The sequence below is a fragment of the Adhaeribacter aquaticus DSM 16391 genome, assembly GCF_000473365.1.
Classification (GTDB): Bacteria; Bacteroidota; Bacteroidia; order Cytophagales; family Hymenobacteraceae; genus Adhaeribacter; species Adhaeribacter aquaticus.
Genome location: NZ_KI421517.1, coordinates 4,083,564 through 4,108,593, shown reverse-complemented (window position 1 = coordinate 4,108,593; position 25,030 = coordinate 4,083,564). Strand labels below are relative to the sequence as shown.

The window sequence follows — 25,030 nt, the reverse complement described above, 5'->3', positions numbered from 1 at the left end:
TATTCATTTTTACTTAAATTTTTTTACAAATAGCTTTTTTATGAAGGCAGTATTCCTTAATTTGTTTCAGATTTAATTATATACAGGTTTTTATGGGGCAGACTTATAAATCAGAGGTTTTACCAGGAGTTTTTAAAAATTATGAAGTTATCCAAAACTTTTTGGATGAGGTGTTTTTACAGGACGGACAAGTAAACAATCATTACCGGAAAGTTATTGACCTTTTTTGCAAATATTCTTCTGCCAACTTCAATGAATTAAAAGAACATGCTAACCTTTCTTTCTTTAATCAGGGAATTACGTTTGCTGTTTATTCGGATGAGAACCGGGGCGTAGAACGTATTTTTCCTTTTGATTTGTTTCCCAGAATAATTACGGCGCCGGAATGGGCTCAATTAGAGAAAGGCCTGATTCAACGAAACGAAGCCATAAACTTGTTTATACATGATATATACCATAAAAAGCAAATTTTAAAGGATGGTGTTGTGCCGCCCGAACTTATCTTTAGCTCCAAGCACTACTCCAAAGCCATGATTGGCGTGAATCCGATTGGCGGCATCTATAATCATATTTCGGGAACCGACTTAATTAAACACAGTGATGGCGAATATTATGTTTTAGAAGATAATATTCGTAGCCCTTCTGGTGTGAGCTACGTGCTGTCTAACCGGGAGACCATGAAAAAAACTTTGTTTAACCTTTTCCGGAAATACAATATTCAATCAGTACAAGAATACCCGCAACAGCTACTGAATACCATGCAATCGGTAGCACCGGATGGGGTTGATTCGCCAACTTGTATTATTCTTACGCCCGGGGTATACAACTCGGCTTATTATGAACATGCTTTCTTGGCTTTAAGTATGGGAATTTCATTGGTTGAAGGACGGGATTTATTTGTAGATAAGAATTTTGTTTACATGAAAACCATTCATGGCCCTAAACGGGTGGATGTTATTTACCGCCGGATTGATGATGAATTTCTGGACCCGTTGGCTTTCAACCCAAATTCTGTGTTAGGAGTGCCGGGTTTAATGGGGGCTTACCGCGAAGGCAACGTTACTATTATAAACGCACCAGGAACCGGAGCCGCTGACGACAAGGCCGTTTATTCTTATGTACCCGATATTATTAGGTATTATTTAAATGAAGAGCCCATCCTCAAAAATGTTCATACGTACCGCTGCGAGTTAGATAGTGATTTTAAGTATGTACTGGAGAACATGGAAAACCTGGTTGTTAAGCCAGTGGACGAGTCAGGCGGATACGGCATCTTAATAGGCAGTAATTCTACCAAAGCTGAGCGCGAAGAATTTAGGCGGTTAATTACTGCTGACAGGCGAAAATACATAGCGCAACCAATTATGGGGCTCTCGGTGCATTCTACTTTTATTCAGGAAACAAGCCAGTTTGAACCCCGGCACATTGATTTACGCACCTTTACCTTATTAGGAAAAGACAAAAAATTTGTACTACAAGGCGGACTTTCCAGGGTGGCACTAACAAAGGGGAGTTTAGTAGTTAATTCTTCTCAGGGAGGCGGATCTAAAGATACCTGGGTACTGGCAGAATAACTGGCTTTTCTTTTTGTAAATTTTAAAGCCTTATAATTCAGCACTTATACTACCAGCGCTCAATTTTATTACTATCTACATACACTTTATAATTTTTAAATTTCCATGTTATCAAGAATTGGTAATAGTTTATTCTGGTTGGGTCGTTACCTGGAGCGCGCCGAGCATGTAGCCCGTTATACCAAAGTGCAATATGTTTCGTCTTTAGATGCGCCGCTTGTACAAAGCAAAGAATTTGTTCTGGAGTCAATCCTGAACATGACGGGGATGTACAGCAATTACTTTAATAAATTTGACGCTTTATCGGATGATGATGTATTATATTTTGTTACTCTTAGTAAAAGTAATCCATCCTCTATTGCGGCTTGTATTGCTTATATTCGCGAAAATGCCCGCGGTGCCCGCGATTCTATTTCTTCTGAATTATGGGAGGCAATTAACCGGTTTTACCATTCAGTAAATTCTTTTACCGAAACCAAATTTCATAACGAGGGAATATTCAACTTCTCTCAAATGATAGAAAACAATAGCTCGGTTATAAAAGGTTATATAGATAACACATTAATTCGAAACGAAGTATGGAACCTGATTGGTTTAGGCGTACACATAGAACGTGCCGCTCAGGTAAACACTATTATCTTAACTAAACTTAATGATATAGAAAAACACGTAATTAAAAAGTACGAAAGCTCCTTGGAAAACTACCAGTACAATACCATGCTTAAAAGTGCGGAAGCATTTGATATGTTTAAGAGGCTGTACAATACCAATACCAATAGGAAGCAATCCCTGGAGTTTTTGATATTTAATCCAAAATTTCCGAAATCCATTGCCTATAATTTAATTTTATTCCAAAAAAATATCCAGGAACTGGGGTTTCCAGAAAACGGTAATATCCAATCCTTAAATTTTTGGGCAGGTAAATTAGCGTGCAATTACCAGTATAAAACTATTGAAGAAGTTGAAGGTGATATTAAAGAATTTTTAAAACAGAGTTTATCCAACATTTTTGAACTAGCCACTAAACTAGAGAACAAATATCTAAAATTTTAACTTACTTTTGTTCCCCCAAAATGGCTACAGAATATCAGATTAATTATTTTACCCACAACCATTACGAAGCACCTGTTACAGAAGCTTTGTTTGAATTTGTTGTGGCTCCTTGTAAAAATAAAACGCAGGCAATAACCAGTATTGGGTTTACCAATTCCTTAGGCGCAGATGTTTTCTTTTACAAAAATCTATTTGGTTTTCAGGTAGCTCGGGTTCGTTCTACAAAACCTTTTCAGGATTTTCAGTTTACGATGAATGCGGTGGTTGAAAAAACGGATGTTATTGTAAAAGAATATGATTCTTTTTCTTTAGCGGAAGAAAGAACCATTTACACTTCCCGCGAATTTTACGTGGATTATCATTTGTATTTGGAAATTACCAAATATACTACTGTTCAGTCCGATCTGTCTTATTTGAATAAAGATCCAGATCAATCTATTTATTATTATTTAAGAGACCTCAATACAGCAGTGCATAACTTATTAGGTTTTGATCCGGACCCGACTGATGTCCATACCACTGCCGGAGAAGCTTTAGCCCTGGGTAAGGGCGTTTGCCAAGATTATTCCCACTTATTTTTATCTATTGCCCGACGCAACGGAATACCATGTCGGTATGTATCAGGCTACTTAAACCAAGGGGCAATCTTATTAGGGGCCGCGGTAATGCATGCTTGGGTAGAGGCGTATATACCCGGTATGGGTTGGTGTGGTTTTGATCCTACCAATAATTTGTTAGCCGATCATAACCATATAAAGGCTGCCCACGGAATAGACTATAGTGACTGCAGTCCTATAAAAGGAGTACTTAAAACCAGTGGCAAAAACCAAACTGCCTATGAGGTTAAAGTTATTCAAAATCTATTAGAGGCCGAAGCTCAATAAGCCTCTGATAAGTTTTATTCAACTGCTTTTAAATAAGCTAATCCTTTTTTGGAGGTGATGTATTGCTGTACATTGGACCGTGGATTGTGCGGTATGGTATACTGCAGGTACCGGTCTTCTACCAATCGAGAAATATATTTTTTATAATTATAAGGCCTTAATTCTATGCCTATGTGTTTAAGGATATTTTCTTTGGGTTGAGCTGCCTTACAGAATTCCAGAATCTCTAGTTTAACTTCTTCAACTTCAGGTGATTTCTCCTGCAAATTCATATTTATTTCCATAATGCTAAAATTATTCTTACTTACTTTACCTGTTGACTAACTTGTTTAAAGGCTTGAAAAAAGTGACCTATTCTTATTAAATAGTATTAAATAACAGAATAACAGGGCAAAGGCTAAAATGTTTAACTAACCTGAAATGCACTGGCAGAGGGTAAAATAATGAACTAGGATTTATGGCTTTTTCCCCACTATAAAATAAAAAAGCCCATTGATGGTTTTACATCAATGGGCTTTTTTGCCGGAAGTTTTTTAAATTTTACTTTTTATGTCGTTCTTCCAATACACCAATTACATCGCTTAATTTCATATCGGACGCGGCCAGCAAAACCAGCAAGTGAAATAATAAATCAGCTGCCTCGCCTTTCATGGTATCTTTTTTACCGGCTACCGCATCAATAACTACTTCAACGGCTTCTTCTCCTACCTTCTGAGCTATTTTCAATAAGCCTTTTTGAAATAAGGTATTGGTGTAGGAAGTAGATTGCGGATTTTTTTTACGGTCGTTAATTAACTCTTCTAAATATTCTAAAAAAGCTGCGGAGCCTGTCTTGCTAAAATTTTCTGGTTTATCTGTAAAACAGGAAATAGTTCCGGTGTGGCAGGTAGGCCCATCTGGATTAACTTTTATGAGTAAGGTATCCTGATCACAATCTTCCTGAATGCTTACCACATGTAAAAAGTTATTTGAGGTTTCGCCTTTAGTCCAGAGACGGTTTTTGGTTCGCGAGAAGAAAGTTACTACTTTTTCCTGCTGCGTCCGCTCAAGGGCTTCCTGGTTCATAAAGCCCAGCATTAATACCTGACCGGTAGTATTATCCTGGATAATGGCCGGAATTAATCCACCGGCTTTTTCAAAATCTAAATTCATAAACGAATAGGTAAATGCTGGGAGGCTAAATAATCTTTTAATTCGGGAATTGGTACTTCACCAAAATGGAAAATACTGGCGGCTAAAGCAGCATCGGCATTGGCTTTTACAAAAACTTCAGAAAAATGCTCCTTAGTACCAGCACCTCCGGATGCAATAACCGGGATACTTACCTGCCGCGAAACATCACCGGTAATATCTAAAGCAAAACCACTTTTGGTGCCATCATTGCTCATCGATGTCAGTAAAATTTCACCGGCTCCTAAATTAGCTACTTCTTTTGCCCAGGACAACGTATCCCATTCGGTCTCTACAGTACCGGCCCGGCTAAATACTTTCCAGCCTTGTTGGGTTAATTTGGTATCAATAGCAACTGTAATACATTGACTACCAAACCGTTTAGCTAATTCTTCTACTAAAGACGGATATTTAAGCGCAGATGAATTTACCGAAACCTTATCGGCACCTTCGTGCAACAATAGTTCTACATCGGGTATGGTACTAATGCCGCCCCCAACTGTAAAAGGTATATCAATGTGGCGGGCAATATCCCGAACCAGGGAAGCAAAAGTTTTCCGACCTTCATTGGTAGCAGTAATATCTAAAAATACCAATTCATCCGCTCCTTGTTTGGCATACTCTGCTCCCAAGGCAACCGGATCTCCGGCATCCCGGATATTTTCAAACATAACTCCTTTTACCGTACGCCCGTTTTTTATATCTAGGCAAGGAATAATACGTTTGGTTAACATAAAAATCGGTTTAAATCTTTAAATGAAATTGTACCTTCGTAAATGGCTTTTCCTATAATGGCGCCACTTAAGCCAGCTTCCTGCAGCTCCGCTACATCCTGAATAGTAGTAACGCCGCCGCTGGCAATTACAGCTGCTCCCGGATACTGTTGTACTAATTCCCGGTAAGTAGCTGTGGCTGGTCCTTGTAACATTCCATCCTTACTAACATCGGTACAAATAAAGGTAGTGCCTCCTGTTAACAGGTAATCGGCTATAAAATCTTTCAACTGCAAATCAGATTGATCAGCCCAGGCATTGATGGAAATGGTGTTGTCCCGGAAATCAGCTCCAATGATAATGGCATCTGAGCCATAGGTTTGCAGCCATTGCTTTACCGTTTCCGGTTCTCTAACAGCAATACTACCGGCAGTAATTTGTTTGGCTCCGGCGGCAAATACCTGCTGAATGGATTCATCGGATTGGATGCCACCGCCAAAATCAATGTGTAAATTAGTATTAGAAGCAATTTTCTCCAGTACGGCTAAATTAATTGGTTTACGCGCTCTGGCTCCATCTAAATCTACCAGGTGCAAACGTTTAACCCCATTGTCTTCAAAGCGCTTGGCAACTTCCAATGGATTACTATCATAAGTTTTCTGACGCGAAAAGTCTCCTTCCGATAAGCGCACACACTGGCCGTTAATTAAATCTATTGCCGGAATTATTTGAATCATAAATCGAGAAAATTCTTTAAAATTTTAGTACCGGTTGTGCTGCTCTTTTCGGTATGAAATTGCATGGCATAAAAATTCTTATATTGCACCGCAGCACTAAAAGGTTCCGGGTAATCAGCCGTTGCTATGGTATATTCGCTTACCGGCACAAAATAACTATGCACAAAATAAACATAGTCTTTTTCATTTAACCCCTGCATTACTGGGTTGTTCAGGTTATATATATTATTCCAGCCCATGTGGGGCACCTTCAAATCGGTTTGAAACCTTTTTACATCTAAAGGAATAATATTTAGCATAGGCGTATCATTCTCTTCGCTATGCCGGCAAAGCAATTGCATACCTAAACAAATGCCCATAAAGGGCTGCTTAAGTGTTGGGATTACCTGATCTAAGCCATCTGCCTTTAATTGACGCATAGCCGAATTTGCTTCGCCTTCACCCGGAAAAATTACTTTATCCGCTTTTTGTATTAGTTCTTTATCAGAAGTTAAAGTAGCATGAACCCCCAGCCGCTCCAAAGCAAACCGCACCGACTGCACATTGCCACCTTTATAATCTATGATAACTACATTCATTTTACAAAAGTCCTTTGGTGCTTGGCAACTGCATGTTATTTACATCCCGTGCTACCGCCATTTTAATAGATTTGGCAACCGCTTTAAATATAGCCTCTATTTTATGGTGTTCGTTGGCTCCTTCTGCTTTTACATTCAGGTTGCACTTAGAGGCATCACTAAACGATTTAAAGAAATGATAAAACATTTCAGTAGGCATATCACCTACTCTTTCACGTTTAAATTCCGCCTCCCACAGAAACCACGGCCGTCCGGAAAAATCAATGGCTACCTGGGCTAATACATCATCCATTGGTAATAAATAACCATAACGGCTAATGCCTAGTTTATCCCCTAAAGCTTTGGAAAAAGCTTCGCCTATGGCAATCCCCGTGTCTTCAATGGTATGATGTTCATCTATATGTAAATCACCATCTACGGTAATCTCCATATCTACCCCTGAATGCTTACTTAACTGCTCCAGCATGTGATCGAAGAAACCAAGGCCGGTATGAATTTTCATTTGGCCTTTCCCATCGAGGTTAATATTTACTTTAATTTTAGTTTCGTTCGTGTTCCGGACTATACTCGCTGTCCGATCTGGTAACCGGAGAAAGTTATATATATCGTCCCAACTGGTAGTAGTTAAAGCCGCTCTATCATTTATCTGGTCCTTTAGATAAAGGCATTTAGCACCCAAATTATCAGCCAGTTGTATGTCCGTAACTCTATCGCCAATTACATAAGAATTAGCTAAATCATAAGCCTCTGTAAAATACTTCGAAAGCATACCAATACTAGGTTTGCGGGTATGCAGGTTTTCGTGCTCAAAGCTGCGGTCGATATGGATGTTGGCAAACTTAATTCCTTCGCCTGCTAGGATTTCCAGCATTTTATTCTGGTAAGGCCAGAAAGTTTCTTCCGGGAAAGAACTGGTGCCCAAGCCGTCCTGGTTAGTTACCATTACAAATTCATAATCTAATTCATTATAAATTTTATATAGGTTACGGATTACTCCCGGATAAAAAGCAAATTTCTCAAAAGAATCAATCTGGAAATCGATAGGTGGTTCTAATATAATGGTACCGTCCCGGTCGATAAATAATACTTTCTTTTTAACAGACATTTTAAAAACTTTACGCAGAGGTTTTACGGCTACGCTTTAATTTAAATTTATTCAGAGAAAGCGTTTAACGCTTCTAATAATGCTTCGTTTTCTGCACGGGTACCTACGGAAATCCGCACACAGTTATGGCAGCCTGGTTGTGTGGTTCGATTCCGGATAACAATCCCTTTTTCCAATAAGTAATGATATACCTTATCCGCATCGGTAACTTCTACCAGTATAAAGTTAGCATCCGAAGGATAAACTTTTTTTACTACCGGAAGCTTAGGTAAGTCTTCCATTAGTTTATTCCGGCTTTGGTTAATTTCCTTTACCATCTCGGGTAATCGATTGGCATTGTCTAATGCTTCTAAAGCCAGTGACTGGGTAGCCTCATTTATGTTGTAAGGTGGCTTTATCTTATTTAAAAAACTAATAATTTCCGGAGAGGCAAAGGCCATTCCTAATCTAAGCGCTGCCATGCCCCAGGCTTTAGAAAAAGTTTGCAACACCACCAGGTTCGGGAACTCCGCTAAACGGGAAGTCCAGCTTGGTTCACTGGCGAAATCAATATAGGCTTCATCTATCACCACCAGCCCATCAAAGTTTCTGAGAATATACTCGATACTTTTGGCATTGATTAAATTACCGGTTGGGTTATTAGGCGAACAGATAAATATAATTTTAGTATTAGCGTGTATCTGACCCTGCAAGCTTGCAATCTGCAACTGGAAATCCTGGTCCAGCCGCAGTTGGCGCAGGTGTACATCATTCAGATTAGCTGACACATCGTACATACCATAAGTAGGGCCAAAAGCTAATACTTCATCGTGACCAGGTTTACATACCAGCCGGATCAATAAATCTATAGCTTCGTCACTACCATTACCTAAAAATATTTGCTCTGGCTTTACTCCTTTTATGGGAGCTAGTTTAGTTTTTACCTTATGTTGGTAGGGATCTGGGTAGCGGTTAAAAGATTGATCTTTGGCTAAGCTGCCTAAATTATTTTCATTGGCATCAACAAAAATACTGGCTTCTCCTTTAAACTCATCGCGAGCAGAAGAATAAGCTTTCATAGCCAGAATATTGGCCCGCACCAGCGTTTTAATATCAAACATCAGTACTTTGTTTTAATTGGTTTAACCGCACAGTAACCGCATTCTTATGGGCATCTAATCCTTCAGCAGCTGCCATGGTTTCTACAACGCTTCCCAGGTTAGTTATGCCCTGGTTAGTTATTTGCTGATAAGTTATTTTCTTTACAAAACTATCCAAAGAAACTCCACTATAAGCCCGGGCATACCCATTGGTGGGCAAGGTATGGTTGGTACCGGATGCATAATCGCCAAAGGATTCCGGGCTGTAATTACCTAAGAACACAGAGCCTGCATTGGTAACGCCCTCTCCTATTTCCTCAAAATTTTTGACCGCCAAAATTAAGTGTTCCGGGGCATATAAATTAGAGAACTCCAGCATTTGGCCAGCGTCCTTAAGTACCACAGCAAAACTGTTTGATAGTGCTTTTTTTGCTATCTCCTGGCGCGGTAAAAGGCTTAATTGTTTTTCCAGTTCAACTTCAACATTATTAACAAAAGCTTCTGATTCTGAAAGGACTATAACTTGGGAATCTGGTCCATGTTCGGCTTGTGACAATAAGTCAGCTGCTACAAATTCCGGGTTTGCTGTCTCATCCGCCATCACTAAAACTTCTGAAGGCCCGGCTGGCATATCTATAGCTACTCCTAGTTTGGTAACCATTTGCTTGGCTACAGTTACGTATTGGTTACCCGGTCCAAAAATTTTATAAACGGCCGGAATGCTTTCGGTACCAAATGCCATAGCCGCTACGGCTTGGGCACCACCCGCTTTTACTATTTTGGTAATACCTAATAAGGAGGCCGTGTATAAAATGGCTGGATGTACTTCGCCTTGTTTATTAGGAGGCGTGCATAAAATTATTTCTTTACATCCCGCTAATTTGGCCGGAATGCCTAACATTAATAAGGTTGAAAATAAAGGGGCCGAACCTCCGGGAATATATAAACCAACCCGGTCTATGGCCACACTTTTCCGCCAGCAAAAAACACCAGCTATCGTTTCTACTTTTTTCACCGCTTCTCTTTGCTGCGTATGAAAAACCTCAATGTTCTGAGCCGCTTGTTTCACCGCCGCCATTAATTCAGGAGAAACTTTATCCAGAGCAATTTCAATTTCTGCTTCAGATACAAATAAATTTTCCAGGACCACACCATCCAGCCGAGCGGTTATTTCTTTTAGCCCAGCATCACCTTTTTCCCGTACCTGGTCAAAAATTTGTTGGATAACCGGTTCAATGGCTTCCAGCTTTTGCACCGGACGTTTAACCAGATCAGGCCAGGTAGCTATATCTGGATTGATTACCTTCCGGATCATAAAATCATTTTTTCAATCGGAACAACTAATATACCCTGCGCTCCAGCGTCTTTTAACTTTTCTATAATTTCCCAGAAATCATCTTCATTCACTACAGAATGTACAGAACTCCAGCCTGCTTCGGCTAAGGGTAAAATAGAAGGAGCTTTCATGCCCGGTAATAACGATTTTATTTTTTCTATTGAATCGTTAGGAGCATTAAGTAAAATATATTTTGATTTTTGTGCTTTCTGAACCGACTGAATCCGGAATAAAAGTTGTTTTATGATTTGCTGTTTTTCTTCCGATAAATTCTGGTTAGAAATAAGAACCGCTTCGGATTTAAATACATGTTCTACTTCCCGTAAGCCATTACTGATAAGCGTACTGCCGGAACTTACTATATCACAGATAGCTTCAGCCAGGCCAATACTGGGAGCAATTTCTACTGAACCGCTAATGGTATGAATTTGCGCCTTTACATTATGCGCTGCTAAATAGTTGCCTAATATATTCGGGTAAGAAGTAGCTATATTTTTGCCATTTAAATCTGCAATAGAATTAAAGGTATCGGTTTTAGGAACCGCAATAGACAACCGGCATTTAGAAAAGCCTAAGGCCTGCACTTCTAAGGCTTGCTGATTGGCCTCCACCAGTACATTCTGCCCTACTATACCTATATCAGCTACGCCATCTGCAACATATTCCGGAATGTCATCATCGCGAAGAAACAATATTTCAAGCGGGAAGTTGGTAGCTTCGGTTTTTAATTTTAAGGAACTATTAACAAAAGAAATGCCGCATTCCCGAATTAGTTTAAGCGAATCTTCACTTAATCGTCCGGACTTTTGAATGGCTAATCGAATCATAGGTTTAAAATAAAATCAAAGATATAACTCAAACACGAATTTTGTGTTGTGATTCGGGAATATTCCCGAAAAAAGACGATTTGTTATGTTTATTCCCCGTGCGAGGAATGGTGCAAGAAAATATGATGCCCAGTATAAAAAGGGCTATACAGGTTTGCGATGGAAACCAAGTGCTTGATACTATGTGAAGTGCTATTATTCATGAGTATGCTGCAAAGGTAAGTTTCCTTTTTAAAATTCAAAATTAAATTAGTGGGAATGGATAAAATTTAAAAATTTGTAATAGTTTTTGATATATTTACTAATTTTGCAATTCGTGGCATTATTTTTACAGGGATCTTGTTTATTGAATTACCTGGTTGCTATAAAGTAAAAATTCATCCAAGCGATTGCATTATGAAAAAGTCGTTTATTTTAACATTAATTTCGTTCCTGTTTATATTTTCTGTTGAAGCTCAACTGAGATTACCACAATCTAGTCCACAAGCTGCTGTTTCTCAGACTATTGGTTTAACAGATGTTTCCATTACGTATCACACTCCGGGTGTGAAAGGCCGGGTAGTTTGGGGAAATTTAGTTCCTTACGGGCAAATTTGGCGATGCGGTGCTAATGAATCAACTTTGATAAGTTTTAGTGATGATGTAAAAATACTAGGGGTAACATTACCAGCAGGTACCTATTCATTATTTGTTTTGCCGCAGGAAGACAAAAATTGGCAACTTATTTTTAATAAAAACACTAAATTATGGGGCACTGAAGGGTATAACAGTGCAGAAGATGCGTTGCGGGTACCTGTAAAACCAATAGAATCTTCTTTTCATGAAAACCTGCAATATTCTTTTAACAATCTAAGTCCCAGAGCTGGCACCTTATTTTTGAGCTGGGAAAAATTATCTATTCCGGTTACCATTGAAGTTGAAGTATTTGCTAAAGCCTTGAGTAACATTAAAGCTGATTTAAGTGCTGCTAAGGCCGATGACTGGACTATTTACGCCCAGGCGGCTCAGTTCTTAATTCAGCATAATACCGAACATCAATTAGCTCTGGATTGGATCAACAAAAGTCTTCAGATAAAAGAGAACTTCTATAATAGCTGGTTAAAAGCGCAGTTACTAGCTCAAAAAAATGAATTTGAGCAAGCTGTTAATTTAACCAAGAAAGCATTAAAGCTTGGTAAAACAGACGAAAAAAACTTTACCAAGCTGGGACCTGAAATTGAAAGGTCTTTAGAAGAATGGCGGGTAAAAAGCAATACAGTTCAGAACTAGAACCGGGCAATAAACCTCAAATTTATCAACCGCGAAGACAAGTAATTAGGAACCGCATAAGTGGTTTGGTTGATGTCCGATATGTAGTTATAGGAAACCACATTATTAGCATCTAATAAATTAAGTACCTCTAAACTTAACCAAAGGCTTTCTAATCCTTTATTATGATCAGTAGGATCATGTAAGGTAATTAGTTTTGAAAATCCGATATCTACCCGCTTGTAGTCTGCCATATTGAATTTATTCCGAAGAGCTTCATTGCCCGGAGGCCCAAATGGCAAACCAGATCCGTATACTAAATTCAGGTACATCTTAATAGTTGGGTCATTGGGTATGTGATCCTGAAAAAATATACCCAAAGTAACCCGTTGGTCGGAAGGGCGTCGGATGTATTCAATGGCCTTTTTTCCTATTATAGCTTTAGTTACCGGGTCTATATTAACAGCTGAATCGCCTGCAATATTTTCTTTAGTAGATAATAATCCCAAACTAAACCAAGATTCTGCTCCTTTTATAAATTCCCCATTAACCCGGGCATCTAATCCATAGGCATAGGCTTTAGCATTATTCTGAGCAAAATACCGCAGCCTTACATTCTCTACTTCATAAGGTACAACGTTCGTAAGATTTTTATAATAGGCTTCGGTAATGAATTTGAAGTCTCTGTTCCAGGCTTTAAAATTGTACTCACTACCCGCAATAAAATGTAGGGAACGTTGCGCTTTAAGTTGGGGATTTAAATTTCCGGCCTGATCGCGTAATTCACGATAAAAAGGAGGTTGATAATATAAACCTACGGCAGTTTTAAAAGTAAGGTCTTTATTACCAGGAGCGGCAAAAGCATATTGTACCCGCGGACTAATTAAAAATTCTTTGTTGTAGTCCCAATAGTTTCCCCGTAAACCATAAGTAAGTGTTTTACCGTTGCCAAACCCGTGGGTATGTTGTAAATACCCAATAAGGCGGTTTGTTCTTAACCCAATATTTGTTCTATAAGAATAATTCAAAGAAACATAATCGGCAGAATCAGTAAAGCGGTATTCATTTAGTTTATCATCTATATGTTCCCGGCTCCATTTTATACCGCCGCGCAATAAGTTATTTTCAGAAGATTGAAAGGTATAGCGGTTTTCCAGCGCAAATACCCGGGCCAGCATAGTATTTCGGGAATAGTCAAAACTGGAGCCTACCTCCCGTACCCGTACCTGCTCATTGTTGGTGGCAGCAGTATTATTTAAATCCACATCACTAAAGCGATAAGCCGATTCTATATTGCGGTATTCACCTTCCCGCGAATGAAGAGACGAAACAATCAGTTCGCCTGCCAACTTTTCATTAAAGCGGTGCTTTAAATTTACCCCCCCCTGAAACGAATTATATTGCATCCGCTCATGACCTTCGTAGTTAACGAGCAGCCGGGTAAACTGCCTATAGGTACCAAATGTAGTTTCTCTCCGGGAAGGTATTACTAAATATTTATTATTGGCCAAGGTAGCCAATAAACCTAAAGTGGTTTTGCCACGATCTTTTGCCTGACTTAAATCATAAGTCAGGTATGTTTGGAAATCACTGAATTTTGGTTGGTAATTGCCACTGGTTTGAATGGCCTTATTAAACAATAACTGAGCGTTTTTGTAACGGGTACCAGCTAAATAGGTAAATCGTTTGTTGGCAGAAGTTCCTTCTACGTGAACTCCCCCGCCCATTAAACTGCCCGTAACCGAAGCACCGAACGCCTGAGGCTTTTTGTAATCTATATTTAAAACGGAGGAAAGTTTATCGCCATATTTAGGTTGCCAACCACCTGATGAGAATTCTATATTTCCTACTAAATCGGGATTTACGGTGCTTAAACCTTCTTGTTGGGCATTGGTAACTAAAAACGGACGGTAAATTTCAATGCCATTAATGTAAACCAGGTTCTCGTCGTAATTGCCCCCTCTTACCGAATAAGTAGAGGTTAATTCATTATTACTAATTACCCCCGGCAACGTAGATAGTATTTTATTAAATTCATTAAAGGGCGATGGAAACTCTTTAGTGATTTTCGGATTTAACCGCATGATGCTTATCTCCGAACGGGTACTACTGGAATCGCGCCCTGTAATCGTAACTGCCTGTAAAGCGGCAGCTGTACTGGATAAGGTTATGGTAATATCTTTGGTCTGGCCATTTTTTAGTTGGACGGTATAAAATTGTTCTTTAAACCCAATAAATCGGATAATAAGAACAACGTTTTGGTCGGCAGGTATAGTTAATCTAAAAAATCCCTGATTGTTGGTAAGTGCTCCCTGGCTACCGGCCTGTACTCCTACCGAAGCGCCCTCTAAGGGTTGCCTTTCAGGAGATAGCACCTTACCAGTTACGGTGGCCGTTTGCGCATATCCGGCAAAAAAAGCGCAACATAAAAATAAAGTTATAACAGTCCGTAAAGGTTTAAAATGCATCCGGTATGTTTAAATCAATAAACGACTTCTTTTAAACTGGAAATCGTTTTAATGGGATCTGGAGAACTGAAAACAAAACTACCGGCAACTAAAACATCAGCTCCGCTTTGCAGTAACATAGCGGCATTTTCCTGATTTACGCCACCATCAATTTCTATTAAGGTTTTAGAGCCAGCCGCCTCAATCAACTGTTTTGTTTCTTTTACCTTCCGATAAGTATTTTGAATAAATTTCTGGCCTCCAAAACCCGGATTAACCGACATTATCAGGACTAAATCTAATTCTTCAATTACATTTTCCAGCACCTGAATAGGCGTATGCGGATTTAGCGCCACCCCGGCTTTAACTCCTAAATCTTTTATTTGCTGAATATTACGGTGCATATGGGTGCACGCTTCCGCATGAACTGTGATAACATCGGCGCCGGCATTTTTGAATTGGGTAATATAACGACCCGGGTCGGCAATCATGAGGTGCACATCTAGAGTTTTTGTTGCGTGCTTATGTACTGCTTCTAAAATGGGAAACCCAAAGGAGATATTAGGAACAAATAAACCATCCATTACATCAATGTGTATCCACTCCGCCTGGCTTTGGTTAAGCATTTCAATTTCGGACTGAATGTTAGCAAAGTCGGCAGCAAGAATGGAAGGCGCAATTATTGGTTTCACGGCGAAGTATTATATTCAAATATTTTAATTCAAAAGTAGAATTAAAATTATAACCTGAGAAATTTTAATGTTTGATTTGCTGAATTACCTGAAATTCTGCAACCATACAAACCCGGGTAGAGCGTAGATATATCTAACGAAATAACCTCATTCTTGCGAGGTAAAAAGGTTTTAGATAATACTTTCTGCGCAATCATATTAAAAACAGTAACGGTAACCTGTTTTTCAAAAAAGGCCGGAGTTAACTTGAAATTAATTTTTTGTCCTGGAACAGGATTGGGAAAAAGGATAATGTTTTCATTATTTTCATTTACCAGACCTAAGGCTTTTGTCCCGTTTGGTATGCCGTAACCAAACAGATTATCAGGGTTTGCGGCCTTAGAGGCACTTCGTTGCAGGTAATCTATTACCTGCATATTGGTAAGATGGGGGTTGGCCTGCCAGAAACATACTGCCATACCGGCTAAAATTGGGCTGGCAAATGAGGTGCCGTGTGATCTTGAAACGGCTCCTGTTCGGGTTAATACAGCGGAAAAGATACCTTGAGCCACCAGATTTGGTTTTATTCTGCCATCAAAGGTAGGACCAACTGAACTAAAAGATGCTAAGCGGCCCAGAGAATCTACCGCGCCCACTGTTAAAATTGAATCTGCATCTGCCGGAGCACTGATGTAACGCCACGGCTTATTTCCTTCGTTCCCTGCACTATTTACCACCAGCATTCCTGTAGAAGCGGCATAATCAGCTGCCCGGGTTATCAAGGCATTACGCCCATTCATATCCTGATAAGTATAATCCACTGAAGGTGCATCAAAATCATCATACCCCAAAGAAGAATTGATAACATCCACTCCCACACTATCGGCGTATTCAGCGGCCAGGAGCCAATTAATTTCTTCAATCTGTTGCTCTCCCTGGGAGTCTTCGGTTATAAATAAAAAATAATTTGCTTTAAATCCGGTGCCAATAAAGGTGCCAGGCTGATAGGCAGCCATCGTAGACAAAACATTGGTACCATGGTTATCTTTTTCAAAAACGTTTTTGTCTTTATCAACAAAATCGAAAGTACCTTTTAACCTATTTTCCTGGAATAAATGCGCAAAAGCAGGTTGCTGATCAACGCCGGGAAATCCTCCGTCAAATACGGCCACAAACATATTTTCACCATGGTAGCCCTTATTGTGTAAATCAACTGCTCCTATCATATTGGCTTGATTAAACGCCAATCCATAATCTTTCCGGTCTAAGGTGGTACGCAAACGGACATTTTCGCTAATTTTTGCCCCATTACTGTTACCTGGTCGAGGTACAGTTGCTTTTCGGCTAAGTGTTTTGCCGGATCTAACAAAAGGAAGTTTAGTTAAACGGGCTAAAATCGTTGAATCGCAATACACAACAGCCGCATTAAACCATTTGGAGGTGTACCAGATTTCGGCTCCGCTATTCTTTAAACCGGCCACATACGTTGGATTAACCGGAAAATCTCTTTTGGTTAAAGTGATATTTTGTTTCTGCCGGCGGGCAATGGCGCGGCCAGATAGGTATTTTTCTGGTTGACTAGTTGAGAATGGTGTATTTTCTTTGTCCTTAAAATAAATTAAATGTTTTCTGGCCCCACTTCCGGGTTGCTGAGCAACTGCAGGTACGATCAGGTAAAACAATAAAAACAAAAAAAATAAATTCTTCATGAACCCTTAGTTTCCTGATTGAAACGAATTTAGTTTGTAAATTCGTTTTAATCCCCTTACAATTATATTACGATCAAACCTGCCACTAACGTTGTAATATTCATAAAGCTGCTGCTTTTTATATATTAGCCCTGTTCTGGGGGCATAAACCTCATAGGAGTCTTCCAGTTTTATATCGTCCGCTTCAGCTTGCCGCACCGTTAAGGTTGAATCATAAACAATATTATTAAGTTTGAAAGAAGCATTAACCTTTTCAAACATAAATTCCTGCTCTTCACTACTGTTAAAGGCGTTTGAATTCCAGGTTTTACCTTCTTTTACCGGGAATATTAAGGCAATTACTTTTTTATTGTTTTTAGTAACCCGGACATTGTTTTGATATTTGTTAATTAAAACAACCGTGTCTTTCCCCCAAGCTTCACTGGCATTTACTCTTCTGGATTGTATTACCTGATAAGTAAGTTCATTTTCTAAATTGGTAAAGGTGTCAGTAATTAAATTCCTCACCTGGTATTTAACCGAAGAATCGGCCACATTATTAGAAACCTTAGTTTCACTAACATCATAAATCCAATAGCTCCCTACCTTTACAGGATAATACTGTTGGTCAGTTTTTACGCCAGAAAATTGAATTTCTTCCGCACAACCCCAACAGATCAGGCTTAAAAATAGGAAGGCTATTAAATTTCTAAACATATATTATTCATCGATTTTGTAGCTGGCTTCTATCCAACCACCGCCAATAACATCGTTGCCCTCATAGAAAACTGCTGCCTGTCCGGGTGCAATGGCGTGTACCCCTCTGTTAAAATTCACCAGCATTTTATCTTCAACCTGCTCAATTACGGCTTCCGTACCCGGATCGTTGTAACGTACTTTTGTAATGGAAGACGTAGGACGGCCTAGTAAATCAACATATTTACCCATATTTAATTTACCAACTCGCATGCCGTTTTTGGCCAAGTCGTCATAGTTTCCTAAAACCACCCGATTGTTTTCTTTTTCAATACGGGTAACATAAGCCGGAAAACCTAAAGCAATACCTAACCCCTTACGTTGACCAATTGTATAGAAAGGGTAGCCTTCGTGTTTCCCCACTACCGTTCCATCCTCCATCACAAATTCACCGCCAGCTACTTCTGCTTCCAGGCCAGTTACCCGACGCTTAAGAAACCCTCTGTAGTCGTTATCCGGAATAAAACATATCTCATAAGATTCAGGTTTTTGCACCAATTCATTAAAACCGCGTTCTATAGCCATTTCCCTAATTTGGGTTTTTCTTAAATTACCCAAAGGAAACATAGTACGGCTCAAACTTTGCTGAGAAATTCCCCAAAGCGCATAAGACTGGTCTTTATTTTCGTCTAACCCTTTAGAAATAACAAACCGATCATTCTCTTCCCGCAGGTTAGCATAATGCCCAGTAGCGATAAATTCACAATCTAATTTATCTGCCCGACGCAATAAAGAATCCCATTTTATATGGGTATTGCATAACACACACGGATTAGGAGTCCTTCCGGCAATATATTCGTCTGTAAAATGATTAATTACATAATCTCCAAATTCTTCCCGGATATCAATAATGTAATGCGGAAAACCTAAACTTACTGCAATATTACGGGCATCATTAATAGAATCTAGGCTACAGCAGCCAGTTTCTTTTTTATTTCCACCAGAAGAAGCATAATCCCAGGTTTTCATGGTCATTCCTACTACTTCGTATCCTTGTTCATGAAGCATCACGGCAGCTACTGATGAGTCTATACCTCCACTCATAGCTACCAATACCCTTCCTAACTTACTCATGTATAAAAACTTAAATTCTTAAATTCAATTAAAACAAAGTGCAAATATACCAACAACGAATGAGTAATATAGGTTTAACAACATCTTTTTAATTTTTGAAAAGCTTTCGGGTTGGTTTTTCTTAAAGTAAATTATATTTTTTTATTTAAATAAATCAATACTATTTTACCTTTACCAGGCAAAAGCAACAATTATATTAAACTAAAGTATTACTTAAACAGAGAAATATAAAACAATGGCATTAAAGACATTAGTAGCTGTAACAAATATTAACAATTTAAGTGATGCACGTTATTGTGCCGGTATGGGAGCCGACATAATCAGCTTTTGCCTGACCGAAGGAAAAGAAGGTTTCTTAAAGCCAACTGAAGTTAAAGAAATTGCTGGTTGGTTGGCCGGCGTACAATTTGCTGGTGAGTTTGAAAAAGTACCTGTAGAAACCATAAACGAAATAGCCCAATCCTGTGCTCTTGACATGGTTCAACTTAATTCTACTTATTTTCTGGATGATATAGTTAATATAGAATTACCTATAATTCAGCGGATTTTGATTGACAAGGATACCATTGAAACAGATCTAATGGAGATGCTAGCTCTTTACCAGAGCCATGTAGATTATTTTTTACTTGATTCTAAAGATTTTGAAGAGATAGACGAAACCAACATTCAGTTGTTAAAGGATTTAGCAAACGAATTTCCTATTTTACTTGGGTTTGGCTTGCACAAAGAAAATGTTTTTACAGTGTTAGAAAATATTAACCCAAGAGGTTTGGCATTAAAAGGCGGGCATGAAATAAAACCAGGCTTAAAAAACTTTGATGAATTAGCTGATATTTTAGAATTACTGGAAGAATAACCTTTTCAAGGAAAAAATCTTTAAAATATTTAAAATAATAAAAGCCCTTTTCTCCGGAAAAAGGGCTTTTATTATTTTAAATATTCGTGTATTGCAGGTACTTAATGGTTAAACCTTCAGCTAAAAACTTTTTCTCATAAGTTGTCTGGATACTAAGGGTATGGTGCTGCAAATCGGAATTATATAAGTCAAAGGTAAATAAGAGATTTTTTGCTTTACGCTTTTGCAACAGCTCCAGGGTAAACTCAAACAGCTCCTGGTTGTCCGTTTTAAAATGTATAATTCCTTCTGGTTTTACTAAAGCTTCATAAATTTTTAAAAATCTTTCAGAAGTTAAACGCCTTTTTTCATCCCCTTTTTTAGGCCGTGGATCTGGAAAAGTAATCCAAAGTTCATCAACTTCTTGGGGGGCAAAACTTGCTCCTAAATTCTCAATAAAATTCCGGAGGAAAGCCGCATTATGTAAACCACCTTCTTCCGCTAATGTACTGCCCTTCCACAACCGGGATCCTTTTATATCTACTCCAATAAAATTCTTTTTCGGAAACAGGTTCGCCATTCCGATGGTATAATCACCTTTCCCACAACCGACTTCAAGCACTAGCTCATGGTCATTTTTAAAAAATTCGGATTTCCATTTACCTCCTAATTTTTCAAAAAGCTCTTTACCCGGCTCTATTATATTATCCCGTTCTGCAATAATTTTAAATTTTTCTAATTTCGATCGTCCCATTTTTTACAATCCATCAATTTCGGCTACCACAAAGGTACTTCCGCCTATAAAAATAATATCTCCCGGGCCGGCCATTTCCTCAGCGGCAATCCGAGCCTGATTTACATCCGGATAACTTTTTCCTATTAAATTAAATTCCCTGGCTAATTCTTCCAATTCACTGGCTGGCATTGCTCTTGGTATAGTGGCCTGGCAAAAATAATACACATAATGATCAGGTAATAATTGTAGGATGGTAGTAATGTCTTTATCTTTTACCATTCCCAAAACCATATGCACCTGTGGAGCTTGTAAAAGATTTAGCTGTGCAAGTACCTGTTTAATTCCGTCCTCATTATGTCCTGTATCACAAATAGTTAAAGGGTTGTTCGACAAAATTTGCCAGCGCCCTTTAAAGCCTGTTAACTTCAGAATATTTTTTAATCCATCCCTGATATTTTCTTCGGAAACCGCATAATTAAAATTATTCAAATGCGAAGTTACCTGTAAAACACCGGGTAAATTGAACTGCTGGTATATTCCGCTTAGGGCAACTTCTAAATCAGATAAATAAAGCTTTTCCTGGTTATAAACATCAATAACTTGTGAATGCAGGTAATTAGCCTTAGGTACTACTTTAAAAACTTCATCAGCAAATGTTATGGCTGCATTTTTTGAAGCCGCTACTTTTTGAAAAACCTCTGCTACCTCAGGTTGCCGTTTACTAATAACTACTGGTATTTCAGGTTTAATGATCCCGGCTTTTTCTCCGGCTATGGTAGTCAAATCGTTACCAAGTAAATTCTGGTGGTCCAGGCTGATATTAGTAATAAGCGAAACTAAGGGTGTTATAATGTTAGTTGAATCTAAACGCCCACCTAAACCCACTTCTATAATGGCTATATCCACTTGCTCATCAGCAAAATATTGAAAAGCCAGGGCTACCGTCATTTCAAAAAATGACGGTTGAATTACTTCAAATAAATTCTGCTGTCGGGCAACAAAATTTACCACATAATCTTCTGGAATATCTATTCCATTAATTTTTATGCGCTCAGTAAAGCTCTTTAAATGTGGGGACGTATATAAGCCCGTTTTATAACCGGCAGATTGCAGGATAGCCGCGAGCATGTTGGAGCTACTACCTTTTCCGTTTGTGCCGGCAATATGAACAGATTTAAATCTATGTTGAGGGTTCTCCAATGCCGCAAGTAATGCTACAGTATTATCTAAGCCTTTCTTAAAAGCACTACTGCCCACGCGGTGAAACATGGGCAGTTGGTTGTATAAGTATTCTATACATTCCTGGTAAGTCATATACTAAATATTTTACCGGGAGCGAATGATAAATGTTATGGTACCAGTTGCTCCCCGATCGGTAGGAGTTTTGCTGCTTGTTCTACTAAAAGAGGTTTTGTAAACTTCATTGCGGTACCATTGTACTACCTGAGGAGCCACGTTACTTTCTACAACCTGAAGGTTTTCGATATCGCCATTGGAGTCTATGGTTATCCGGAATACAATTTTACCCGATTCGTTTTCGTAAGGGTCTTCTTTCGGACGAACATCATAGCGCCAGCCGGGCATATTCAGGCTGGGACCACCGCCCCCGCCACCCGGTTTGCCATATAAGTTTCGCGCATCTACTTTGCCTTCCGGATCACCTTTATCACCAACAGCTCCGGCATCGTCCCCGTTATTATTACCAGTTGGTTTATTACTAACTCCGGCAGAACCATTACCACTGGTTTCTGTTTTAGTTTTTCCGGAATATAAAGCAGCTGGTTTCTCAACCACTTTTACTTCTTCTTTTTTAGGAGGCTCTGGCTTAGGCTTGGTTTCCTCTTTTTTAAAGGAAACTTCATTGTCGTTATTGGCCGTTACTACCGGTTCTGGCTGAGCCTTTGATACACTTGGTTGAGGTTGTACTTCCGGTTTTACCGGATCTACTGTTTTGGGAGCGGGTTTGCTATCTTCTCTGTTCGGAGACTCGTTAGCAGTTGCCGTACTTTGCAATTCGCCACTTCCCATTGCATCTGTACCAAAATTCATTTCTATGCCATATTCCTCTAACGGAGGATTTGGGGCACGCCAAGCAATCAGGTAAAACAACAACAATAGCAGTAATGCATGAAAAATAATGCTTACTGCTAAAGCGGTGCGTTTATCTTTTTTTTCCTGGCTGGTAATTTCCATATTATTCTGTTGGCAAAGTAGCCAAGGTTACTTTCGCTTTTAATTCCGTAGCAATACCAGCTACTTTTACTAAATGTTCAACTGGTACCGTCTTGTCTACGTGTAAAACAACAACTCCTTCCCCTTGTGCAGTTCCCGTTAATAAGTTTTGTAATTCTCCTTCTATATTTTCTAATGGAACTGGTTTTTCATTAACATAATACTTGAGGTCAGGTGTAATGGTAACACTGATTTTTTGCATTACAATAGCAGATGCCTTACTAGAAGGTAAACTAACCGGTAAACCAGAAGGTGTTACAAAACTGGAAGTCAGCATAAAGAATATCAATAACAGAAATATAATATCTGTCATGGATGACATACTGAATTCCGGATTAACTCTATTTTTAGACCTAAAATTCATTATAACTGTGGTTCCTGAAGTAAATCCATAAATTCTATAGCGCTGTATTCCATGGAATGAACAATTTTATCCATTTTAGAAACCAGGTAATTATAACCTACATAAGCCGGTAAACCAATTATTAAACCAGCGGCTGTCGTTACCATTGCTTCGTAAATACCGCTCGATAATAATTTAGGACTAACCGAACCTTCTGCCTGAGCTATGGCAATAAACGCCTGGATCATACCCGTTACAGTGCCCAGGAAACCCATCATAGGCGCCGCTCCAGCTACTGTAGCTAAAGCCGAAAGATTTTTTTCTAAAGCACTAACTTCAATTTTACCTACATTTTCAATAGCTGCTTCAATATCTTTTAAAGGATTACCTATTCTGGAAATACCTTTACTTAACATCCGGGATACAGGTGTATTGGTTTGGGCGCACAATAACCGGGCTCCGGTAACATCCCCTGCCAAAACCATACCTTTAATTTTGTCAACGAACATGGTAGAACTGGAAGATTCTGCCTTTTTTAAGGCCAAAAAACGTTCCACAAAAATGTAGATGCCTGCTATAGACAAAACTACTAATGGAATCATAGCCCAGCCACCGGCCATAGCTAAATCTAAAAGGGAAATAGGCTCCGGTGCCGCATTACCGGCAGTAACAGAATTTGTGCTATCGGCTCCGGTAGCAATTTGTAATAAAGTGAAGTGCATATTAGTAATTAAGTATCCAAATATTATTTCCGAATTTTTTTCTTAAAGTAGGTAGGCTAGCCAAGGCCAGGTCTTTCTGGGAAAAATCAGCTACGGAAACACGATGTAATTTGCCTCCGTGAAATGGTAAAATTATTTTACTCGCTTCAGGGCTTCCAAAAATATATTTCCGGCTTCTTTCGGCATTTTTCAAGCTTGAATAACCACCGGCAATAATATAGAAACGAGAAGTTTCTTTATTAATTATAGGAATAAATGGCTTTTCTGATTTTTTAACTTCAACCAGACTAGCGTTTTCTATATTACTAATTCTTGTTTGTGTATTGATTCCACTTAAACCTGTTTCTGGAGTAATTTTCTCAGCAGAAGCTATTTCTTGAGGCTTATCTGAAACTTCCTCTTTTTTGACAGGAAGTAATTCACTTTCTGTTGCAGAAGGCAGTAATGCTGCCGAATCTGCCAGAGCTTCTGTTGGAAAGACTTCTTCCACTTGAGGTAACTCTTCCGGAAGTTTAACCATATTGGAAGCTGATTCAAGATCTGGTAAAACTGGAGCGGCCTTCGTTAAGGCAGGTTCGTTAAAACTGTTGAAAGCAGTTAAAAAGTTTAATGAACTTAAATCATAATCTGTTTGAAGCGATAAAAAATATAATGCTCCAACGGTTAAACCTGATATAGCCATAACAGCAGCCATGTCGTACAACCTGCGCACGCGCCGGCGTAAGGTAGGTTTAGTTGTAGAGGTAGCCTCTTGGTTTTGTTTTTCTTTTAATATAGTCCGTAAACCCGTTGTAACATCAGTAGATATAACCGGCTTAGATAACAACTCTGGTAAACCAAAACTATCTTCTAAAAAATTATCAGAAGGTATGTAATCAAACTCTAGTTTATGCTCCGAATTAAGTTTAAAGATACCGATACCTTTGAATTCAAACCGCTGATTTTGTTTTAACTCTTCCTGAATATTAAAAACAAATTCACTTACCCTATTATGGGCGTCTTCCGGTGAAAGATGTTTATCATAAGCCAAGGTGCTGATTAATAAGCCATCGTTCAGTTTTAGCTTTTCATTAAAAGCAATTCTTTTGGAAGGTGGTAAAAAGGTATGCTTTATAGGGTGAATCCGGGCAGGTTCATAATGCGTTATTAAACCACCAAAATCTGGTATAATAACACAATCATGTTCAAACAACAATTTATGAATATGCTCCTGGATCATGCT

The 25,030-nt window shown here is 38.9% G+C and carries 25 protein-coding genes; 5 read left to right on the top strand and 20 right to left on the bottom strand.

Features of this window, described 5'->3' with window-relative positions:
- The first annotated feature begins 92 nt into the window (after positions 1 to 92).
- The 3 genes from ADHAQ_RS0120445 to ADHAQ_RS0120435 all read left to right on the top strand — a co-directional run bounded on the left by ADHAQ_RS0120445 (position 93) and on the right by ADHAQ_RS0120435 (position 3,511).
- Positions 93 to 1,574, top strand: a complete 1,482-nt coding sequence (locus tag ADHAQ_RS0120445; protein ID WP_026464516.1) for a circularly permuted type 2 ATP-grasp protein — start codon at positions 93 to 95, stop codon at positions 1,572 to 1,574.
- A 105-nt stretch (positions 1,575 to 1,679) separates the two neighbouring features.
- Positions 1,680 to 2,627, top strand: coding sequence for an alpha-E domain-containing protein (locus tag ADHAQ_RS0120440; protein ID WP_026464515.1), 948 nt, complete (start codon positions 1,680 to 1,682; stop codon positions 2,625 to 2,627).
- A 20-nt stretch (positions 2,628 to 2,647) separates the two neighbouring features.
- On the top strand, positions 2,648 to 3,511 hold the full coding sequence (locus ADHAQ_RS0120435) for a transglutaminase domain-containing protein (RefSeq protein ID WP_026464514.1): 864 nt from the start codon (positions 2,648 to 2,650) through the stop codon (positions 3,509 to 3,511).
- Between the two features lie 14 nt (positions 3,512 to 3,525).
- Here ADHAQ_RS0120435 and ADHAQ_RS0120430 read toward each other — a convergent pair whose 3' ends face one another.
- From ADHAQ_RS0120430 to hisG, 9 genes are all read right to left on the bottom strand, one after another.
- Positions 3,526 to 3,795 carry a hypothetical protein gene (locus tag ADHAQ_RS0120430; protein ID WP_026464513.1) on the bottom strand — a complete coding sequence of 90 codons (270 nt, stop codon included), beginning with the start codon at positions 3,793 to 3,795 and terminating at the stop codon, positions 3,526 to 3,528.
- A gap of 256 nt (positions 3,796 to 4,051) precedes the next feature.
- The gene (gene hisIE / locus ADHAQ_RS0120425) at positions 4,052 to 4,663 is read right to left on the bottom strand and encodes a bifunctional phosphoribosyl-AMP cyclohydrolase/phosphoribosyl-ATP diphosphatase HisIE (protein ID WP_026464512.1); all 612 of its coding nucleotides are present in this window, start codon (positions 4,661 to 4,663) and stop codon (positions 4,052 to 4,054) included.
- Positions 4,660 to 5,415, bottom strand: a complete 756-nt coding sequence (gene hisF, locus ADHAQ_RS0120420) for an imidazole glycerol phosphate synthase subunit HisF (RefSeq protein WP_026464511.1) — start codon at positions 5,413 to 5,415, stop codon at positions 4,660 to 4,662. Before hisF ends, hisIE begins: the two co-directional genes overlap by 4 nt.
- Positions 5,409 to 6,131 (bottom strand): 1-(5-phosphoribosyl)-5-[(5-phosphoribosylamino)methylideneamino]imidazole-4-carboxamide isomerase, encoded by a 723-nt coding sequence (hisA, locus tag ADHAQ_RS0120415; protein WP_026464510.1) that lies wholly within the window; start codon positions 6,129 to 6,131, stop codon positions 5,409 to 5,411. Before hisA ends, hisF begins: the two co-directional genes overlap by 7 nt.
- The gene (gene hisH, locus ADHAQ_RS0120410) at positions 6,128 to 6,709 is read right to left on the bottom strand and encodes an imidazole glycerol phosphate synthase subunit HisH (protein ID WP_026464509.1); all 582 of its coding nucleotides are present in this window, start codon (positions 6,707 to 6,709) and stop codon (positions 6,128 to 6,130) included. The genes hisA and hisH overlap by 4 nt, the downstream gene beginning before the upstream one ends.
- Position 6,710: 1 nt before the next feature.
- Positions 6,711 to 7,814: a bifunctional histidinol-phosphatase/imidazoleglycerol-phosphate dehydratase HisB gene (gene hisB, locus ADHAQ_RS0120405; RefSeq protein WP_034256960.1), complete on the bottom strand. Its 1,104-nt coding sequence runs from the start codon at positions 7,812 to 7,814 to the stop codon at positions 6,711 to 6,713.
- A 47-nt stretch (positions 7,815 to 7,861) separates the two neighbouring features.
- The gene (gene hisC / locus ADHAQ_RS0120400) at positions 7,862 to 8,914 is read right to left on the bottom strand and encodes a histidinol-phosphate transaminase (RefSeq protein WP_034256959.1); all 1,053 of its coding nucleotides are present in this window, start codon (positions 8,912 to 8,914) and stop codon (positions 7,862 to 7,864) included.
- Positions 8,907 to 10,205 (bottom strand): histidinol dehydrogenase, encoded by a 1,299-nt coding sequence (gene hisD, locus ADHAQ_RS0120395; RefSeq protein WP_026464506.1) that lies wholly within the window; start codon positions 10,203 to 10,205, stop codon positions 8,907 to 8,909. Before hisD ends, hisC begins: the two co-directional genes overlap by 8 nt.
- Entirely contained in the window at positions 10,205 to 11,056 is an 852-nt protein-coding gene (gene hisG / locus ADHAQ_RS0120390) for an ATP phosphoribosyltransferase (RefSeq protein ID WP_026464505.1), read from the bottom strand. Before hisG ends, hisD begins: the two co-directional genes overlap by 1 nt.
- A 396-nt stretch (positions 11,057 to 11,452) precedes the next feature.
- Here hisG and ADHAQ_RS26510 point away from each other — a divergent pair, with 396 nt between their 5' ends.
- Positions 11,453 to 12,325, top strand: coding sequence for a DUF2911 domain-containing protein (locus tag ADHAQ_RS26510; RefSeq protein ID WP_034256958.1), 873 nt, complete (start codon positions 11,453 to 11,455; stop codon positions 12,323 to 12,325).
- On the opposite strand, the gene ADHAQ_RS0120380 is transcribed toward ADHAQ_RS26510, so the two are convergent.
- From ADHAQ_RS0120380 to mnmA, 5 genes are read right to left on the bottom strand one after another with little or no spacing between them, the layout of a single operon-like run.
- Positions 12,322 to 14,772, bottom strand: a complete 2,451-nt coding sequence (locus tag ADHAQ_RS0120380) for a TonB-dependent receptor (protein WP_084523923.1) — start codon at positions 14,770 to 14,772, stop codon at positions 12,322 to 12,324. The two genes, ADHAQ_RS26510 and ADHAQ_RS0120380, sit on opposite strands and share 4 nt — an antisense overlap.
- A gap of 14 nt (positions 14,773 to 14,786) precedes the next feature.
- Complete coding sequence (gene rpe / locus ADHAQ_RS0120375; RefSeq protein ID WP_026464503.1) at positions 14,787 to 15,443, bottom strand: ribulose-phosphate 3-epimerase; 657 nt, start codon at positions 15,441 to 15,443, stop codon at positions 14,787 to 14,789.
- A 47-nt stretch (positions 15,444 to 15,490) separates the two neighbouring features.
- Positions 15,491 to 17,131 (bottom strand): S8 family serine peptidase, encoded by a 1,641-nt coding sequence (locus tag ADHAQ_RS26505; protein ID WP_034256955.1) that lies wholly within the window; start codon positions 17,129 to 17,131, stop codon positions 15,491 to 15,493.
- A gap of 6 nt (positions 17,132 to 17,137) precedes the next feature.
- A complete protein-coding gene (locus tag ADHAQ_RS0120365; RefSeq protein WP_026464502.1) occupies positions 17,138 to 17,827 on the bottom strand; it encodes a hypothetical protein in 690 nt (229 codons plus the stop codon).
- A gap of 3 nt (positions 17,828 to 17,830) precedes the next feature.
- Positions 17,831 to 18,940: a tRNA 2-thiouridine(34) synthase MnmA gene (gene mnmA / locus ADHAQ_RS0120360; RefSeq protein WP_026464501.1), complete on the bottom strand. Its 1,110-nt coding sequence runs from the start codon at positions 18,938 to 18,940 to the stop codon at positions 17,831 to 17,833.
- Between the two features lie 235 nt (positions 18,941 to 19,175).
- On the opposite strand from mnmA, the gene trpF reads away from it, so the two are divergent.
- Positions 19,176 to 19,796, top strand: coding sequence for a phosphoribosylanthranilate isomerase (trpF, locus tag ADHAQ_RS0120355; protein ID WP_026464500.1), 621 nt, complete (start codon positions 19,176 to 19,178; stop codon positions 19,794 to 19,796).
- Between the two features lie 76 nt (positions 19,797 to 19,872).
- On the opposite strand, the gene trmB is transcribed toward trpF, so the two are convergent.
- The 6 genes from trmB to ADHAQ_RS0120325 are packed head-to-tail and all read right to left on the bottom strand — an operon-like array spanning position 19,873 to position 25,027.
- Positions 19,873 to 20,529, bottom strand: a complete 657-nt coding sequence (gene trmB, locus ADHAQ_RS0120350; protein ID WP_026464499.1) for a tRNA (guanosine(46)-N7)-methyltransferase TrmB — start codon at positions 20,527 to 20,529, stop codon at positions 19,873 to 19,875.
- A gap of 3 nt (positions 20,530 to 20,532) precedes the next feature.
- Entirely contained in the window at positions 20,533 to 21,825 is a 1,293-nt protein-coding gene (locus tag ADHAQ_RS0120345; protein ID WP_026464498.1) for a bifunctional folylpolyglutamate synthase/dihydrofolate synthase, read from the bottom strand.
- Positions 21,826 to 21,837: 12 nt separating this feature from the next.
- On the bottom strand, positions 21,838 to 22,704 hold the full coding sequence (locus tag ADHAQ_RS26500; protein ID WP_034256953.1) for an energy transducer TonB: 867 nt from the start codon (positions 22,702 to 22,704) through the stop codon (positions 21,838 to 21,840).
- A gap of 1 nt (position 22,705) precedes the next feature.
- Positions 22,706 to 23,107: an ExbD/TolR family protein gene (locus ADHAQ_RS0120335; RefSeq protein ID WP_026464497.1), complete on the bottom strand. Its 402-nt coding sequence runs from the start codon at positions 23,105 to 23,107 to the stop codon at positions 22,706 to 22,708.
- Positions 23,107 to 23,808 carry a MotA/TolQ/ExbB proton channel family protein gene (locus tag ADHAQ_RS0120330; protein ID WP_034256951.1) on the bottom strand — a complete coding sequence of 234 codons (702 nt, stop codon included), beginning with the start codon at positions 23,806 to 23,808 and terminating at the stop codon, positions 23,107 to 23,109. Before ADHAQ_RS0120330 ends, ADHAQ_RS0120335 begins: the two co-directional genes overlap by 1 nt.
- 1 nt (position 23,809) lies before the next feature.
- The gene (locus ADHAQ_RS0120325) at positions 23,810 to 25,027 is read right to left on the bottom strand and encodes an HU domain-containing protein (RefSeq protein WP_026464495.1); all 1,218 of its coding nucleotides are present in this window, start codon (positions 25,025 to 25,027) and stop codon (positions 23,810 to 23,812) included.
- Between the last annotated feature and the right edge of the window lie 3 nt (positions 25,028 to 25,030).